We start from the raw sequence: 17,045 nt of genomic DNA, 5'->3' as shown, positions 1-17,045 counted from the left end.
GCGATCTCACCCGCTTGAGTCCCCCCGCGAAAAACGTTTCGCGGCGCTTTTTCCTCAGTTCCGCGCGACCGTCTCCTGAATCAACTCGTAAGCCAGGTCCAGGCGGACGCCGTCGGGGTTGGCGAGCCCTTTCTCCTCGTACCAGGAAGCGTCGGCTTCCGGATGCGGCCCGCTGACCCCGACCCGGCCCTTCCCGTACGGGGCCACGACCACCGCGGCCGCCCCGTTGGAGTAGGTCGCCAGCACCGCGGCGTCGGCCCCGTCGTCCAGCCGGAACGCGGGCCCGTCCTGGAAGTACATGTGCCGCGGCTTTCCGCGCCAGCTGACTTCCAGGACGGTGTCGCGATCGTCCGGAACCGTGGAGCCGGGCGAACCGGCGTACCCGTGGGTGTCGCCGGGCAGCAGCCCGAACCCGGGATCGCGGCCCGCCAGATAACCGCCGAAGCACAAGCCGAGGTAGCTGCCGCCCTTGCGGACCCAATCGCGGAGCGCGTCCGCGGAACCGCGCAGGTCCTGCCAGGTCCGGTCGAGGTCCTGGCCGCCGCCGGGCTGGACGTACAACTGCGCTTCGGCCAGCGTGGCCGCGGTGAGCGGCTTCCCGGTGCCCGGACCCACGTACTCGACCCGGTAATGCTGCGGCGCCCGCCGCAGCAACTCGGCCACGGCGGGCCCGCATTCGTCGCACCCCTGCGGCCCGTTGTACACCAGCGCGAGCGGCGGCTCGGCACTGCGCGGCGGAGCTTCGGCGCCGGCTTTCGGCTGGCTGCAACCCACGGCCAGCACCAGGACGACCGAGAGAAGACCAGCCAGCAGCACGGCCGGACGTCGAGCGGCGCTCAGGTGCACGGACCCTCCTCAGGTTCACCGCTATGGCACTAACCGCTAGCGTTTAACAACGGTAGCGCTTTTGGCACCGGCAGTGCCAACCCCCTGGCGGTCCACATCGGACACTCACCCCGCCTTCCGCCCTCGCCACACGACCAGCGCCCAGATCAGCAGCACCGCACCCGCCGCGCCGAGCACCAGGTCCGCCCACTGCGGCACCCCCGCCCACCGCAGCAGGCCCGCCACTCCGAAGCTCGTCCCCCAGCCCGCCTCGGTGATCGCCGAGCCGAAGCCCTGCACGAACAGAATCACGCCCAGCAGCACCCGCGCGCCTTGCGCCTGCTTGCTGCCCCGCTGTACCGCCATCAGGAAAAACCCCCGTTTCGATGCGCTTGCATCGAAACCCTAGCATCGATCCGATGCAGACGCATCGCCTAGCATGGGGCCATGCCGAAACAGGTCGATCACGACAGCAGGCGAGCACACCTAGCCGACGCGGTGTGCTCGCTGGTCAGCACGCGCGGGCTGGAGAGCGTGACGTTGCGCGAGGTGGCCACCGAAGCCGGCGTCTCGATGGGCGCGGTGCAACGATGCTTCCGTACCAAGGCCGAAATGCTGCTGTTCGCGCAGGAGCACGTGAACCGCGAGGTCGCGGCCCGGGCGCGGGCGCGCATCGGCGACGGGGCGGCGGCCGTCATGCTGGAGCAGGCACTGACCGCGCTCCTCGCGGTGGACGATCCGGGGCTCGTCAGCGCGCGGGTGTGGATCGCGTTCACCGCGCAGGCGGTGGTCGACCCGGCACTGGCGGCCGCGCACGAGGAGCACTACGCCGGGCTCACCGAGATGCTCACCGTCCTGCTGAAGGCGGCCCAGGACAGCGGCGAGGTGCGGACCGGGCTCGACCTCCGGCAGGAGGTCGACGCTGTGCTGACGCTCGCGGACGGGCTGACGCTGCAGGTGCTGCTCGGCAGGCACACGCCGGAGTCGGCCGTCGCGGAGCTGCGCAGGCAGACCAGGCATCTCTGGGCCTGAAACCCGTTGCCGGACAAGGCAACTCCGCCGGGATGCTCAGCCCGGTTCCTGTCCGAGCCATCGGGACGCGGCTTGCGCGCCAATGCCAGGAACTTAAGCCGCGTGGCGTCAACGCCTGCTGACCGTCTTCAGGTCCGTGAAGGACTCCTTGAGGGAATCTGATTCCCTCAAGGAGTCCTTCACGGACGACAATCCCGTTCAGCCTGGGCGGACGCACCTCAAACCGCACCCATCGCGCCGCCTTAAGTTCCGGGCATTGCGGCTTGCGCGCAGCTCGGGATACCCCGGTTGGCGGGATCAGTGACCGGCGGTGCGGTCGATGATCTCCGCCAGTCTCTCGGGCGCCTCCTCCGGAATCCAATGGCTCACGCCCGGCAGGATCTCCAGCCGGTACTCGCCGTCGACGTACTGTCCGGCGAGTTCGGCGCTCCGCCGGGACAGCGCCTGGTCCCCGTCGCTCCAGACGTGCGTCGTCCGCGCCGGCACCCGGGCCCGCAGGCTCGCCGGGCTCACCAGGAACATCGCGCGGTACCAGTTCAGCCCGCCGGTCAGCGCGCCGCCGTGCACGATTTCGCGGTGCACCGCGGCGATCTGGGCCGGGGTCATCCCGGTCCCGGCGAGCGTGCGGTCCAGCAGCCGGGGCCAGCGCCGGATCGCGAACTCGGGCAGCCACGGGAGATGGAAGAAGAACATGTAGTACGACCGGACGAGCTGGTCGCTGGTCAGCATCGCGCGTGCGAACGCCCCGGCGTGCGGGACCGACACCGTCGTCAGCGACCGGACCAGCTCGGGGTGCCGCGCCGCGGTCGCCCACGCGGCGTTGGCTCCCCAGTCGTGCCCGGCCAGATGCACCGGCCCGCCCCCGGCCGCGCGGATCACCGCGGCGGTGTCGGCGACGAGCCGGCTCGACCGGTACGCGAAACGTCCCTTCGGGCGGGCGCAGCGCGAGTAGCCCCGCTGGTCGGGCACGATCGTGCGGTAGCCCCGTTCGTTGAGCAGCGAGGCGACCTCCGCCCACGAAGCACCGGTCTGCGGGAACCCGTGCAGGAGAACGACGACCTCGCCGTCCTGCGGACCGGTGTCGCGCACGTCGAAGGCGAGCCCGTCGTGGTCGACCGAGCTGATGCGGCTGGCGGTGGGCACGGCCGGGCCTCCTTCACTCGCGGAGCGACTGACCCTCAGTAAGTTACCCGAGAGTCATATCGCTGTCCAGCAGCACCCGTCCGCACCGCTTCCGTTACGCGCCAGCAGCTTCCGGCGTCCCGTATCCCCCTCCCCCGCCGGATTCGCAGCGCAGCACGTCGCCCCGACGCACGCGGAGGCTGTTGACCTTCAGCATCTCCCGCGCGTCCGGCTTGCCGGGGTTGAGCACCACTCGCGGCGGTGCCCCTGCTGAGCCGCCGAACAGACCCCACGCGGGAGTCACCGAGCGTTCCCACCACAGCGACAAATCCTGGTCCGCTTCCATCACGTACTCGCGGACCACGCCATCGCCGCCGCGCCACCGGCCCGCGCCGCCCGAGCCGGCCCGGATGCGGTATTCGTTCACCCGCACCGGATACAGCGTTTCGACGACCTCCACCGGCAGGTCCCGCAGCGAGCCGTTGACGTTGTTGATCAGCGCCGTTTCGCCGTCGCCGCCGTCCCACGCGCCCCAGCCGCCGACGGTCGCCTCCAGAGTCACGAACGGCTCCCCGGTGCGCGGATGGTCCCCGGCGAACTGCACGATCATCGAATCGCCGTAGCTGGCCGCGGCGACCCGGTCCGGCATCGCGGGCGCGAGCGCGGCCACGACGAGGTCGATCAGCATGCCGAGGCTGGAGTAGTAGTACTGGCACGCGGCCGGCTCCCGCGCGCCGAGCATCGACCCGTCGCGCACCTGCACGTCCAGCGGCGCGAACGAACCGCCGTTGAGGCTCACCTGCGGCGAGATCAGCAGCTTGTAGCCGACCCGCGCGGCGGAAACCGCTTGGGAGCGGCCGCAATTCACCGGACCGGTGGCCTGGTCGGCGCAGTCGGTGAGGTCGATCGTCATCGACTCCCCCGCCACGACCACCCGCACGCGCACCTTCAGCGGCGTGTCCGGGTCGATCGCGTCGTTGTCGAGGTAGCCGGTCGCCTCGTACTCGCCGTCCGGGATGGCCGCGATGCGTTCGCGTTCCAGCCGTTCGGTCTGGGCGAAGATCTGCTCACGCGCGGCGTCGACGGTTTCCGCGCCGTAGCGGGCGAACAGCTCGCCGAGCCGGCGCACGCCCATCCGGGCGCACGCGATCTGCGCGCGCATGTCGCCGAGGGTCACGTACGGGAACCGCACGTTCGTCTCGATCAGCCGCAGGACGTCGGCGCATTCGACCCCGCCCGCGACGATCCGCGTCGGCCCCATCCGGAGGCCTTCTTGGTAGATGTTCGTGGAGTCCATCGAACCGCCGGGATCCTTGGAACCCATGTCGATCCAGTGCGCGCGCGAAGCCGCGAAGCCGACCAGCTCGTCGCTGACGAAGATCGGCGCGTACACCGTGCAGTCGTTGAGGTGCGTGCCGCCGATGTAGGAGTCGTTGAGCACCCACACGTCGCCGGGCTGCCAGACGTCCGCGCCGAACCGCTCTTCGGTGTAGCTGGTGCAGATTTCCAGGTTCCCCAGGAAGATCGGCAGCCCGGACGACTGGCCGAGGACGCGGTGGCGCCGGTCCAGCAGCGCGACCGCGCAGTCCTTGCCCTCGTAGATCGTCGGCGTGTACGACGACCGGATCAGGGTCATGTTCATGTCCTCGGCCGCCTGGATCAGCGCCGAGCGGATGATTTCGGTGGTGACGGGGCTGATGCTCACGCGCGTTCCTCCTGCAGGTGTTCGGCGGCCGCGAGGGTGACGATCAGGAAGCCGTGGTCGTCGACGGCGAGTCCGGCGTCCGGCGGGACGACCGTGGTGGCGGTTTCCTCGTGCACGATCGCGGGCCCGGCCAGCCGGGCGCCGGGGGCGAGCGACGAGCGCGCCACGATCGTGGTCGGCACCGGTTTTCCGTCGAAAACGACGTCGCGGACCACCGGATCCGGGCGTTCGGCGATCGCTTCGGCCGCCGCCGCGGCACGGTCGACGACGCCGTGGCCGGTGGTGCGGAGCGCGACGAACTGCACCGGGGCGCCGGGCGTCGCGTGGCCGTAACGCTGGTGGTGGATCTCGGCGAAGCGGGCCTCGACGGCGGGCAGGAAGTCCGGGCTGTCGACCGGATCGTCGTCCAGGATCGGCACGGTCAGGGTGTAGTCCTGGCTTTCGTACCGCATGTCGACGCCGTGCGTCACGGACCGGCGGTCCTCGGGAATTCCCTGTTCCCGCAACGCTTCCAGTGCCTGGTCGCGCAGCGAGTCGAGTGCCGTGCGCAGGGCGCGGGTGTCGAGTTCGGCTCCGTTGGCGAAGAACTGCATGGTGAAGTCCCGCCGGACGTCGGCTTCGAGCATGCCCCACGCGGAGAACGCGCCCGGGAACCGCGGCACGATCACCTCGGTGATGCCGATTTCCCGCGCGATGAACGCCGCGTGCATCGGTCCCGCGCCGCCGAACGCGAGCAGCGCGAACTGGCCCGGCTCGCGGCCGTGCTCGACGGTCAGGGTGCGGATCGCCTGTGCCATCTTGGCGTTGCCGACGTCGCAGATCCCTGACGCCAGTTCGACCGTGCCCAGGCCGAGGTGCCCGGCGAGCGTCGCGACCGCGGTGTGCGCGGCGTCGAGGTCGAGCGGCATGCCCCCGCCCGCGAACGACTCGGGATCGACCCGGCCGAGCACGCAGTTCGCGTCGGTGACCGTCGCCTGCGTGCCGCCGCGGCCGTAGCACGCCGGACCGGGCACCGCGCCCGCCGACTCGGGCCCGACGCGCAGCGCGTCGCCCTCGGCGTAGGCGAGCGAACCGCCGCCCGCGCCGACCGTGTGCAGATTGACCAGCGGCATCAGCAACGGGAAACCCTCCGCCTCGCCGTCCGGCGAAACGTCGGCCGCGTAGTCCATCACCAGCGAGACGTCGAACGACGTGCCGCCCATGTCGACGCAGATCAGGTCTGGCCGGTTGAGCAGCTTCGCCGCCGCGACGCCGCCCATCGTGCCGCCGACCGGCCCGGACAGCAGCGTCTGCAACGGATGCCGCCGCGCGAACCCGGCGTTGACCAGGCCGCCGGACGACTGCATGACGTGCACCGGGACGTGCAGGCCCTTCTCGGTGAACCGCCCCTCGATGCGGTCGAGGTAACGGTGCACGGACGGTCCGGTGTAGGCCTCGAGCACCGCGGTCGACGTGCGCTCGTACTCCCGCCATTCCGGCGCGACCTCGTGGGACAGCACGACCAGTGCGTCGTCGCCGAGTTCGGCGCGCAGGATCTCGCCGGCGCGGCGTTCGTGCCCGGAATCCAGGTAGGAGAACAGGAAACACACCGCGACCGCCTCGAAACCCTCTTCGCGCACGCGTTTCGCGACCAGCCGCGCGGCGTCCTCGTCGAGCGGTTCGAGTTCCGCGCCGGTCGCGTCGAGCCGTCCGGCCACCTCCGCGACCGCTTCCGGCCCGACGAGCGGCTCCGGCTTGCGGTAATGCAGGTCGAACAGCCGGTTCCGGTTGCCGCGCGCGATCCGGTAGACGTCGCCGATCCCCCGCGTGGTCAGGATCAGCACCTTCGCGCCGCGCCGTTCCAGCAGCGCGTTCAGCCCCTGCGTGGTGCCGTGCACGAAAAACTCGATGTCCGCGAACGGCAGGTCGAACCCTTCCAGCGCACCGAAAACGCCGCGCGCGAGGTCGTCGGGAGTGGTGAGCACCTTGCCCGCGCGCAGCCGCTGCGTCGCGCCGTCGTGGACGACCACGTCGGTGAAGGTGCCGCCGATGTCCATGGCGACCCGGTAGGTCATGAGAACTCCTTGTCGGATAACGGAAATCAGGTGAGCGCGCGACCCTCGGTCTCGGGCAGCGGAAGGACGGCGAGCAGCGCGACGACGAGGAAGGCCACGATCGACGCGATAGTCAGCGACGACGCCACGCCGTGGTCCATCATCGCGCCGATCACCGGCACCGAGACGGTGTTCGCCAGCAGGATCGCCGAGGTGGACCAGGAATAGCCGACGCCGCGCAGCCCGGTCGGCAGCACCTCGGCCGACCAGGTGTTCCAGATGCCCCACGCACCGAGCGAGAAGAACGCGAGGATCAGGTTGCCCGCGTACAGCTGCGCGGAACCGGTGGCGAGACCGAACAGCACGCCGCCGAGCGCCGAGGCGAGCGCGAAAAGCAGGAAGATCCGCTTACGGCCGTGGCGGCGGGTCAGCCACGCGGCGAGCAGGTAGCCGGGGACGGACACGACCTGCGTCACCGCGACGAACCACAGCGCCCCGGACACGCTCAGCCCGCGGTTCTGCAGCAGGACCGGCAGCCATGTCTGCAGCCCCCAATAACCCCAGCTGAAGGTGAACGACGTGAGCAGCAGCGGCAGGAACCGCCGCCGCACCGGCGAACGGAACAGGTTGCGCACCGCGCCCGCCTTGCGATCCGCGTCCTCGACGGAAAACGTGGTGCCCGCCGGAATTTCGGCACCGAGGCCGCGCAGCACCGTGGCGGCTTCCGCGTGCCGCCCGCGCCGGGCGAGCCAGTACGGCGATTCCGGAACCCAGCGCCGCACGGCGAACGCCCACAGCCCGGCCAGCGCGGCGACCACCGCGACCGCACGCCAGCTGATCGTGCCGAGCGACTGGCTCACCCCGATGCACAAGAGCGTGCCGATGGGAAAGCCGATGCTGAGCGCGACCGCGCCCTGGCCGCGACGCGCGGTGGGAAGCAGTTCGAGAAAATACGGGAAGGTGACCGCGTAAACCCCGCCGAACGCGACCCCGGACAGGAACCGCAGCACCACAAACGGCCAGAACGCCGGAGAAAGCCCCGCGGCCAGCGCGAGCACCGCGTAGATCAGGAGGCTCGCGACCGTCACGCGACGGCGGCCGAGCCGGTCGATCAGCCCGCCCCACAACAGCGCGCCGGGCACCATGCCGAACGCGACCGCGGACAGCGCCCAGCCCAGTTTCGTGTTGTCCACGCCGAATTCGTCCGCGATCCCGTTCGAGACGTAGACCAGCCCGACCTGTTCCCACGCCTCGACGACGAAGGCGAAGAACAGCACCGAACCGGCGAGCCAATGCCGTCGGGTCAGCCGCATCCCGGTGCAGACGTCGCCGACGGTCGGCGAGGCGGCGGCGGGCGGGGCGGGCTCGTGCGGGGCGGCCATGGCGCCTCCTATCATCATCAAAACGTTTTGATGAGCTTTCGCGGCATCAAACCCGCGCGTCGGCGCGGTGTCAAGGCCTTGTCCGCCGGCCGGTGGGCGATACTGGGCCGTCCGGAGGCAGGGCGAAGGGGAACGACGGTGGACGCGCAGGGCGGCAAACGGCCGGTGACGATCCGGGAGGTCGCCGAGCGCGCCGGGGTCTCGATCAGCACGGTCTCGCACGCGCTTTCCGGGCGCAGGCCCATTTCGGCGGCGACCAAGGCGCGGGTGCGCGAAGCCGCCGCAGAACTGGGCTACGACCCGAACCCGAACGCCCGCTCGCTGCGGACCGGCCGGTCCGGGCTCGTCGGGCTCATCCTCCGCCCGCGCTACGCGGTGGCCGGCACGCCCGACCGGGCCGAGACGTTCAACCGGCTCGTCGGCTCGATCGCCACGGAGATGCTGCGGCACAAGACCGGCCTCATCCACGTGCCCGACCTGCACGACCCGGCCGTGGCGAGCGTGCCGATGGACGGCTGCATCGTGGCCCACCCCTACGGCGGCGACACCGCGCTGGCCGAACTGCTCGGCCGCGGCCTGCCCGTGGTGACCGTCGAGGAGGACCCGGAACAGCCGGACCTGCCGTGGGCCGTGCGGCTGGACTATCCGCCGGTGGTCGAGGCGCTGCTGGACCACCTCCACGACCAGGGCGCGCGCGACGTGCTGCTGCTGTCCGGCACCGAGGACAACGCCTGGAACCGGCGTCCGCGCGAGACCTACCTGGCGTGGTGCGAGCGCCGCGGGCTTTCGCCGCGCACCGCGTTGCTCAGCGAAGGCCTGACCCAGCGGGACGTGCCGGAACTGGTGCAGCCGCTGCTGTCCGGCCCGGACCGGCCGGACGCGATCGTGGTCGCGACAAGCGATTTCGCCCCGCTCATCGCCGAAGCCGCCGCCGCACAGGGCTTGCGTGTCCCGGACGATCTGCTGCTGGCCGCGCTGACCGACAGCGAGCACGCCCGCACGAGCACCCCACCGATCACCGCGATGGACCTGACCCACGAAGCGCTGGCCGAACGCGCGGTGGACCTGATGCTGGCCCGGCTGTCCGGCGCGGAAACCCCGGACCGGCCGGTGTTCCTGACTCCGGCGCTGCGCTTGCGGGGCTCGACCCGGCGAGGGTGAAAGACGTGAGGGGAACCCTCACGGCTTTCAGTCCAATGCCAGGGACTCAAGCCACGCGACCCCGCGCCCGCTGGACGATCTTCGAAGGTCCGTGATGGGAGCCCAGAGGGAATCAGAGTCCCAAGCCAGGGACTCAAGGCGGCGTGATGAGTGCGGCCGAGGCGTGTCCGCCCAGCCCGAAGCGGCTGGCGGACCGAGTTGGCTTGCTGCGGGGCCCGCGCCGGCGGCGGAAGCTGAGCGGTGTCGTCCGTGAGGGGAACCCTGACGGACTCTGATTCCCTCAGGGTTCCCCTCACGGACTTGGATCTCAAGAGTTCGTTACGCCACGCCGCTAGTCGACCGGCGTGACCTCGGCCATTTCCGACCAGGCCGCGCCGTCGAGGTTCTGGTAGTTGATCTGGGGCTTCTTCGCGACGACCGTCGACATGAACGGGAAGAACTCCTGTGCGTGCGCGGTGGCGACGTGCGCGTCCCCGGCGGCGCTGTCGGCGAAGACCTCGACCATCACGAACTCGTTCTCGTCGCCGCCGTTCTGGTAGTAGTCGAACGAGACGTTGCCCGGTTCGCTGCGCACGTTCGCGGTGTAGCGCTCGATGCCTTCCAGCCATTCGGCGCGCTTCTCGGGGCGGATCTGTGCTTTGAGGACGATCAAAATCATGCGCCGAGTATCGCAGCACCCGCCGCGGTTCCGCAGAGTCCGGACTACGCGGCCACCGCTGCCGAGCGGATCACCCGGGCCCCGGCCACGTACGTCACCAGCAACGCCACCCCTCCCCCGAAAACCGCGCTTCCTACGAACGGCCACGCACTGAACGCGGCCGCCGGGCTGCCCGTCTTGACGATCGAAAACGGCAGGACACACAGCACCGAACCGGCCACCGCGACGACAATCGCCAGCAGCGTCGCGGCCGCTGTCTCGCGCAGGAGCATGCCGCGGACTTGCCGGACCGTCGAGCCGATCAGCGACAGCGTCGCGAACTCCGTGCGGCGGTCGCCGATCGCGGCGACCAGGTTGTTGGTCAGCGCGATCGCCATGAACAGCGAGATCAGGACGACCACCAGGTAGTTGATCGACGCGAGCACGTCGGCGGTGCTGCCGGGGACGCTGTGCTGGTTTTCGATGCCCTGCATGGCCAGCGTTCCCGCCGAGACGCCGACCAGCAGCGTCAGAAACGTGACGACCGGACGGGCGCGCTCCGGAGCGGCGCGCAGGTTCACGCCCGCCAGGTGGGCTTCCGCGTTCTTCGCCCCGCGCGAAAGGCGGCGGACGATCCGGTTGGCCGCGGCGATTAGCTCCGGGGCCAGGATCGCGAACCCGATCGAGCACAGCACCACCGCGGGTCCGGTCATGCCGGTCGTAGCGATGTTGTCGGCGGGCAGGGCGAGCACAGCGCTCGCCGAGCCGAAACCCGCTGCCAGCAACACGATCGCGGCAATCCGCCGCGGACGCGCGGACCTCGCCCGGCGCGGACCGGGCGACGCTTCTTCCACCGGACTGCGGCGAGCCGGGCCGCGGCTGCCGATCCACGCCGCGAGCACTCCGGCCAGCAGCACCACGGCGACGCCGATCAGCGGAAGGACGATGCCAGGCGCGAAGGAGGTGCTCGCCGCGGTGAGCCCGGACGAACGCACGCCGCTCAGCAGCAGGAGTCCGAGCAGATAGCCGAGCCCCAGCCCCGGCAGCGCGGCTACCGCGGTGATCGCGAGCGTCTCCAGCGAGACGAGCACCCGGATTTGCCGTGGCGCCGCACCGATCAGCCGCAGCCCGCCGATCTCCCCGGACCGCGCGGCGAGCGTGACCCCGATCGTCGACACCATCGCGAACACAACGATCGCCACCACCCAGCCGCCCAGGATGAGCGGGAACTGGGTGAGGAAGCCACGGTCGGCCGCTGCCGAGCTTTCGGACAGGCCGGTGCCGAGCAGGGCGGCCATCGCGACCACCAACGCCATCCCGACGAGCGCGACCAGCCCGGTGGCCACGGCGGCGGCGCGGTGGTGGCCGAACAGCCGCAAAGCGAGTCTCACCATGTCAATTCCCCTTCGATTCCGCAGCGCCGCCAGCTCACCGGGCACCCACCGCGTTCGCCGCGCGCTCGGCGGACTCGACGAGCACAGCCATCCGGTTCGCCACCGCGGCGGCGGTCGGCCGGGCCAGCTGATCGACCACCAGCCCGTCGGCGAGAAACAGCACCGCGTCGGCATAGGACGCCGCCACCGGATCGTGCGTCACCATCACGATCGTCTGCCCCCGATCGGCCAAGGACCGCAGCAAGCCCAGCACCTCCCGGGCGCAGCGGATGTCCAGCGCACCAGTCGGTTCGTCCGCGAAGACCACCTCCGGATCGGTGACCAGCGCCCGCGCCACCGCTACCCGCTGCTGCTGCCCGCCGGACAGCTGGCCCGGCCGATGTCCCCCGCGCTGCGCGAGGCCGACCTGCGCCAGCAGCGCCGCCGTGCGCCGCGGGTCCGGGCTGCGGCCGTCCAAGCGCAACGGCAGCTCGATGTTCTCCTCGGCGGTCAGCGCGGGCAGCAGGTTGAACTGCTGGAACACGAACCCGATCCGCCGGCGGCGCAGTTCCGCGAGCCGCGGTTCATCCAAAGTGGACAGATCGGCGCCGTCCAGTTCCACGGTGCCCGCGGTCGGGGTGCGCAGGCCGGCCGCGCAGTGCAGCAGCGTGGTTTTCCCCGAGCCGGACGGGCCCATGATCGCCGCGAAGGCGCCACGCGGGACGTCCAGGTCCACGCCGCGCAGTGCGTCGACGGGGCCGCCCTCGCCTTCAAAACGGCAGCGCAGCCGTCTGGTGCGGATCGCGGGTGCGGTCATCTTCAAGCCCTCCCAGAGTTATGAACGAACGTTTAAAACGAACGTTTACATGATACGTTAGCACGCGTGGGACATCGCGAGAACCTGATCACCGCCGCCCGGGAATGCCTCCTCAAAGCCGGCTACGCGCGCACCACGGTGCGCGACCTCGTCGCCGCCTCCGGGGCGAACCAGGCGTCGATCAACTACCACTTCGGATCCAAGGAACAGCTGCTCACGCAGGCGCTGTTCGACCTCAACGCGGAGTGGGGCGACATGCTGTTCGCCGTCCTGTCCGACCCGGACGACGAGACGGCCGGGCCGGAACAGCGCTGGGCACGGATCATCGAGTCGATCCGCGAGCACCGCGAGCTGTGGTTCGTGAACTTCGAGAGCGTCAGCTACCTGCAGCACGACGAGACGATCCGGAAGATCAACGCGGACGGCCAGCAGCAGGCGCGCGTCGCGCTCGCGAACGCCTTCGGCGGCCTCGGACCGGACGCCGACCCGAAGGACGTCCAGGCAGTCGGCGCGCACTACTACTCGCTGCTGGTCGGCACCGCGCTGCAATGGCTGACCGATCCGGACCACGCGCCGTCGGCGGCGGAGGTCATCCGCGCCGACCGTCAGACTCGCTGAACGAGCGCAAGTCACGCTGACGTCACGGATCCCCTTCCCGCGCCGCCGATCCGTTGACACGTCCGCCATCCGGGTGACATCATCCGAATACCGCTTGGAAACGTTTCCATTCCTTCGGTCCGCAGCTTGGAAACGTTTCCAGTCATGGTATCCGCACTGTTCTCCGACGGGGAGGGACGATGACGTCAACCCGAGCCACGCTGATCCAGGTGGCCGAGCGTGCCGGCGTGTCGCTGGCTTCGACCTCGCGCGCGCTGCACGGGACCGGTGCCAGCAAGGCGATGGTCGAGCGGGTGCGGGCGGCCGCGGCGGAACTCGGGTACAGCGCGGACGCGATCGGGCGATCGCTGCGGCTGAAGAAGACCTCGCAGATCGCGTTCGCGGTGGCGGACATCGGCAACCCGGTCTACGTCGAGATCATGCGCGGCATCCACGAGGTCCTCGCGCCGCACGGGTACCGGGTGGTGGTGATGTCCACCGGGGACACCGCGGCGTCGACCGCCGAGCTGACGCACAGCCTGCACGGCGGGTTCGTGGACGGCATGATCGTGATCCCGCTGCGCACCGACGACGAGCTGATCGAGCAGATCGGCCGGGCCCCGGTTCCGGTCGTGGTGATCGGCCGCGCGATGAGCGACCGCGGGATCAGCTCGGTCTCCACCGATTCCGCCGCCGGGATCGGCGCGGCGGTGCAGCACGTCGTTTCCCTCGGCCGCCGCCGGATCGGCTTCCTCAATGGGCCGCTCGACACCACGCCGGGCTCCTCGCGCCAGCGCGGGTTCGACGAAGCGGTGTCCGCGAAAGGCTTCGCCGCCAAGACGGACGTCGAGGTCGCCGCTGATTTCACCGTCGCGGCAGGCATCGAAGCCACCCGGAAACTGCTGGACCGGCCGCAGCGGCCGGACGCCATCGTGGCGGCCAACGACCTGCTCGCCATCGGGGCCATCCGCGCGGCGAGGGAGCGGGGATTGAGCATCCCGCGCGACATCGCGGTGACCGGGATGGACGACACCGAACTCGGGCAGGTGTTCCTGCCCCGTTTGACCAGCGTGTCCCTCGGCTCGGCCGAGCGCGGGCGCGCCGCCGCCCGGCTGATGCTCGGGCTCGCCGACGACGCGGACGCCCCGGCGCAGCAGATCTCGGTCGGGACCGAGCTGTTCGTGCGGGAATCCACCATGGACCAGACCGGGGAGAACGCGGAATGACCACTGCGACCCAGCCGCGGGTGGCCGCCCCCGCTCCCCCGCCGCGCCCGAAGAAGACCACGCAGGCCCGCACGCGCCGGCGCGAGGCGATCGCACTGGTGATGCCGTCGCTGATCCCGATCCTCGTGCTTTCGGTGGCCCCGCTGGTGATCGGCATCGTGCTGGCGTTCACCGACACCCGGCTGGTGCGGCATCCGGACTTCGGTTTCGCCGGGATCGACAACTTCGTCCGGCTCGGCGGGAACACGCTGTTCTGGGACTCGCTGCGGATCGGTCTGATTTGGACGGTCGGGGTGACCATCCTGCAGCTGGCCGCCGCGATGGGGCTGGCGCTGCTGCTCAACTCCGGGCTCCGGCTGCAGGGTCTCACCCGGGTGCTCGCGCTCATTCCGTGGGCGATGCCGCCGGTGGTCGTCGCGATTATGTGGCAAATGATCTACTCGGCCAACGGCGGGCCGCTCAACGCGTTCCTCGGCAGCATCGGATTGCCGGACGGAATCAACTGGCTCGGCGATTTCAACACCGCCCTGCCCGCGGTGATCGTGGTCGGCGTGTGGGTCGGCATGCCGCAGACGACTGTTACGCTTCTGGCTGGCCTGCAACAGATCCCGGCCGAACTTCACGAGGCGGCCGCGGTGGACGGAGCCGGGGCGTGGCGGCGGTTCACCGCGGTGACCTGGCCCAGCATGCGGCCGATCGTCAGCTCCATTACCTCGCTCAATTTTATTTGGAATTTCAATTCCTTCTCGCTCGTTTACGTATTGACCGCGGGCGGCCCGGGCGGCAAGACCATGGTTCCGGTGCTGTTCGTCTACCTCGAAGCGTTCAAGAACCGCGAGATCGGCTACGCCGCCGCGATGGGCCTGGTGCTCGTCGTCGTGGTGGTCGCGCTGCTCGCGCTCTACCTGCGGTCGCAGTTCCGCGGCGACCGCCCGGAAAAGGGGCGGTGACCCATGCGCCTGTCCGCGCGCCCCGCGCAGTACGTGGCCCTTGTGCTCTACCTGCTGTTCCTCGGTTTCCCGTTGCTGTGGCTGATTTCCGCGTCGGTGAAGTCGTCGGCGGAGCTGAACTCGCTGTCGGTCAACCTGATCCCGACCGAATGGCACTGGGACAACTACGGCGAAGCGCTCTCCCGGCAAGGCCTGCTGCACTCGGCGCTCAACAGCCTGCTGGTCGCGCTGGCCAGCACCGTGCTCGCGATCCTGATCTCGGTGCCCGCGGCCTACGTGCTGGCCCGGCTCAAGGGCAAGCTGCGCGTCGCGGGCGTCACCTGGATCCTGGTCAGCCAGGTGTTCCCGGTGGTGCTGGTGATCCTGCCGCTGTTCCTCGTGCTGCGGACGCTCGGCCTCGCCGACAGCCTGGTCGGGCTGACGCTCGTGCACACCACCTACATCCTCCCGTTCGCACTGTGGATGCTGCAGGGCTACGTCGCGGCGATCCCGGTGGAACTGGAGGAAGCCGGCGCGATGGACGGGGCGAACCGGTTCACCGTGCTGCGCACCATCGTGTTCCCGCTGCTGGCCCCCGGCGTGGTGGCGACCGCGATGTTCAGCTTCGTGTCGTCGTGGAACGAGTTCTTCTTCGCGCTGGTGCTGCTGCAGACGCCGGAGAACTACACGCTGCCGATCACGCTCACCATGTTCATCGGCGGCGAGGGCAAGGTCGCCCTCGGCCCGCTGGCCGCGGGCGCGGTGCTCGCGGCGATCCCGAGCATCGCCTTCTTCACCCTGCTGCGGAAGCGGCTCACCGGCGGCCTCATGGCCGGGGCGGTGAAGGGATGAGCCCCACCCCATCGGAAACACCTTCGAAAGGTCGGTCGATGAAGACACGACGCGCGGCAGTCGCCGCCAGCCTCGCCCTCACCAGCCTGCTCGCCGCCGCGTGCGGCGGCGGCGCGGACAGCGGGGACGGCGGACCGGTCACCCTCACCTTCCAGTCCCTGTCGGACCAGCCCGCCGCGATCGCCGCCACGAACAAGATCGTCGGGGCGTGGAACCAGGCGCATCCGGACACTCAGGTGAAGGTCGTCCAGGCCGGCTGGGACAGCGCCTACGACAAGCTGATCACCCAGTTCAACGCGGGCACCGCGCCGGACATCGTGCACTACGAGGCGGCCGGGATCGGGCCGTTCGCGACCGACGGCTACCTCGCCGACCTCTCCCCCTACCTGTCCGAGCAGAAGCGCGCGGACATCCCGAAGGGCGTGCTCGACTCGGTGACCGTGGAGGGCAAGGTCGTCGCGTACCCGACGGAGCTGCAGTCCTATGTGGTCTTCGCGAACAAGAAGCTGCTGCAGCAGTCCGGCGCGCAGGTCCCGACCGGCGAGACGATGACCTGGGACCAGCTGCGCCAGCTCGCCAAGACCGCCACGAAGGACGGCAAGTACGGCCTCGGCTGGGGCCTGTCGAGCCCGACCGCGACGTTCGTGGCGATGGCCCCGGCGTTCGGCGGCAAGTACTTCGAGGGCACCGGCGACCAGGCGCAGATCAGCGTCGGGCAGGGCGAAATGGCGCTGCCGCAGCTGGTGCACGACATGAACGCGACCGACCACTCGATCCTGCCGGTGACGCTCACCCAGTCCGGCGGCAAGGCGCTGGCCCCGTTCTACGCGGGCCAGGTCGCGATGACCGTGCAGGGCTCGTACCAGGCGGCGAACATCGCGAAGGACGCGCCGAAGGACCTCGACTGGGTCGCGCTGCCGCCGATCGCCGGCCCGGCCGGACCGGTGCAGGCGGCGAACCCGCAGACGCTGTCGGTGAACAAGGATTCGAAGCACGTCGAGCAGGCCGCGAAGTTCCTGGACTACTTCACCAGCACCGAAAACCTCGCCGCGCTCAACGAGGCCGACACGCTGATCCCGGCGAGCAACTCCGCCCGGGAAGCACTGGACAAGAAGCTCGGCGGCAAGAACGGCTGGAGCACCATCCTGGCCTCGGGCAAGTACCTGGCCTCGGCGCCGTATCTGTTCGCCGGGAAGTACGCGCAGTGGAAGGACACTGTCGCGACGCCCGCCTACCAGCGGTTCCTGGCGAACCAGATCGACGCGAACACGCTGGCGCAGCAGCTGAAGGACGGCTGGAAGAGCGTCGGCAAGTGACCGCCGCGCCGGGGCCGTGCACGCAGGCGGCCCCGGCG

Annotated in this window: 16 protein-coding genes; 7 read left to right on the top strand and 9 right to left on the bottom strand. The window is 70.2% G+C overall.

The genetic code is table 11. The annotated features are described in order from the left end of the window. Positions 1–54: 54 nt before the first annotated feature. Positions 55–846, bottom strand: coding sequence for a BPL-N domain-containing protein (locus ACFSVL_RS24585; protein WP_378307894.1), 792 nt, complete (start codon positions 844–846; stop codon positions 55–57). A 105-nt stretch (positions 847–951) separates the two neighbouring features. Next, positions 952–1,191 (bottom strand): hypothetical protein, encoded by a 240-nt coding sequence (locus ACFSVL_RS24580; RefSeq protein WP_378307893.1) that lies wholly within the window; start codon positions 1,189–1,191, stop codon positions 952–954. A gap of 81 nt (positions 1,192–1,272) precedes the next feature. Between ACFSVL_RS24580 and ACFSVL_RS24575 the strand changes: the two genes are divergently transcribed. Continuing rightward, positions 1,273–1,857 carry a TetR/AcrR family transcriptional regulator gene (locus ACFSVL_RS24575; protein WP_378307892.1) on the top strand — a complete coding sequence of 195 codons (585 nt, stop codon included), beginning with the start codon at positions 1,273–1,275 and terminating at the stop codon, positions 1,855–1,857. Positions 1,858–2,154: 297 nt separating this feature from the next. Here the strand turns inward: ACFSVL_RS24575 and ACFSVL_RS24570 are convergent, their stop codons facing one another. The 4 genes from ACFSVL_RS24570 to ACFSVL_RS24555 all read right to left on the bottom strand — a co-directional run bounded on the left by ACFSVL_RS24570 (position 2,155) and on the right by ACFSVL_RS24555 (position 8,099). After that, positions 2,155–3,000 (bottom strand): alpha/beta fold hydrolase, encoded by an 846-nt coding sequence (locus tag ACFSVL_RS24570; RefSeq protein WP_378307891.1) that lies wholly within the window; start codon positions 2,998–3,000, stop codon positions 2,155–2,157. Between the two features lie 94 nt (positions 3,001–3,094). Then, the gene (locus ACFSVL_RS24565; protein ID WP_378307890.1) at positions 3,095–4,684 is read right to left on the bottom strand and encodes a hydantoinase B/oxoprolinase family protein; all 1,590 of its coding nucleotides are present in this window, start codon (positions 4,682–4,684) and stop codon (positions 3,095–3,097) included. Further along, positions 4,681–6,738 carry a hydantoinase/oxoprolinase family protein gene (locus ACFSVL_RS24560; RefSeq protein WP_378307889.1) on the bottom strand — a complete coding sequence of 686 codons (2,058 nt, stop codon included), beginning with the start codon at positions 6,736–6,738 and terminating at the stop codon, positions 4,681–4,683. Before ACFSVL_RS24560 ends, ACFSVL_RS24565 begins: the two co-directional genes overlap by 4 nt. Before the next feature lie 26 nt (positions 6,739–6,764). Beyond that, positions 6,765–8,099, bottom strand: a complete 1,335-nt coding sequence (locus tag ACFSVL_RS24555) for an MFS transporter (RefSeq protein WP_378307888.1) — start codon at positions 8,097–8,099, stop codon at positions 6,765–6,767. 138 nt (positions 8,100–8,237) lie between these two features. Here ACFSVL_RS24555 and ACFSVL_RS24550 point away from each other — a divergent pair, with 138 nt between their 5' ends. Further along, the gene (locus ACFSVL_RS24550) at positions 8,238–9,260 is read left to right on the top strand and encodes a LacI family DNA-binding transcriptional regulator (RefSeq protein ID WP_378307887.1); all 1,023 of its coding nucleotides are present in this window, start codon (positions 8,238–8,240) and stop codon (positions 9,258–9,260) included. A 331-nt stretch (positions 9,261–9,591) separates the two neighbouring features. Here ACFSVL_RS24550 and ACFSVL_RS24545 read toward each other — a convergent pair whose 3' ends face one another. Genes ACFSVL_RS24545 through ACFSVL_RS24535 form a run of 3 tightly spaced genes read right to left on the bottom strand, consistent with a single transcriptional unit; the run spans position 9,592 to position 12,087 of the window. Beyond that, positions 9,592–9,918: a putative quinol monooxygenase gene (locus tag ACFSVL_RS24545; protein WP_378307886.1), complete on the bottom strand. Its 327-nt coding sequence runs from the start codon at positions 9,916–9,918 to the stop codon at positions 9,592–9,594. A 44-nt stretch (positions 9,919–9,962) separates the two neighbouring features. Next, positions 9,963–11,291, bottom strand: coding sequence for an FtsX-like permease family protein (locus ACFSVL_RS24540; protein WP_378307885.1), 1,329 nt, complete (start codon positions 11,289–11,291; stop codon positions 9,963–9,965). Positions 11,292–11,325: 34 nt separating this feature from the next. Next, a complete protein-coding gene (locus ACFSVL_RS24535; protein ID WP_378307884.1) occupies positions 11,326–12,087 on the bottom strand; it encodes an ABC transporter ATP-binding protein in 762 nt (253 codons plus the stop codon). 66 nt (positions 12,088–12,153) lie between these two features. Between ACFSVL_RS24535 and ACFSVL_RS24530 the strand changes: the two genes are divergently transcribed. The 5 genes from ACFSVL_RS24530 to ACFSVL_RS24510 all read left to right on the top strand — a co-directional run bounded on the left by ACFSVL_RS24530 (position 12,154) and on the right by ACFSVL_RS24510 (position 17,007). Continuing rightward, positions 12,154–12,705, top strand: coding sequence for a TetR/AcrR family transcriptional regulator (locus ACFSVL_RS24530; protein ID WP_378307883.1), 552 nt, complete (start codon positions 12,154–12,156; stop codon positions 12,703–12,705). A gap of 179 nt (positions 12,706–12,884) precedes the next feature. Further along, positions 12,885–13,910: a LacI family DNA-binding transcriptional regulator gene (locus ACFSVL_RS24525; protein ID WP_378307882.1), complete on the top strand. Its 1,026-nt coding sequence runs from the start codon at positions 12,885–12,887 to the stop codon at positions 13,908–13,910. Beyond that, entirely contained in the window at positions 13,907–14,860 is a 954-nt protein-coding gene (locus ACFSVL_RS24520; RefSeq protein WP_378307881.1) for a carbohydrate ABC transporter permease, read from the top strand. The genes ACFSVL_RS24525 and ACFSVL_RS24520 overlap by 4 nt, the downstream gene beginning before the upstream one ends. A gap of 3 nt (positions 14,861–14,863) precedes the next feature. Beyond that, positions 14,864–15,691, top strand: coding sequence for a carbohydrate ABC transporter permease (locus tag ACFSVL_RS24515; RefSeq protein ID WP_378307880.1), 828 nt, complete (start codon positions 14,864–14,866; stop codon positions 15,689–15,691). Between the two features lie 38 nt (positions 15,692–15,729). Then, positions 15,730–17,007, top strand: coding sequence for an ABC transporter substrate-binding protein (locus ACFSVL_RS24510; RefSeq protein WP_378307879.1), 1,278 nt, complete (start codon positions 15,730–15,732; stop codon positions 17,005–17,007). Positions 17,008–17,045 lie beyond the last annotated feature (38 nt).

The organism is Amycolatopsis silviterrae, from assembly GCF_042684085.1.
In the GTDB taxonomy this organism is placed as follows: domain Bacteria; phylum Actinomycetota; class Actinomycetes; order Mycobacteriales; family Pseudonocardiaceae; genus Amycolatopsis; species Amycolatopsis silviterrae.
This window is presented reverse-complemented; position numbering and strand designations above follow the sequence as displayed.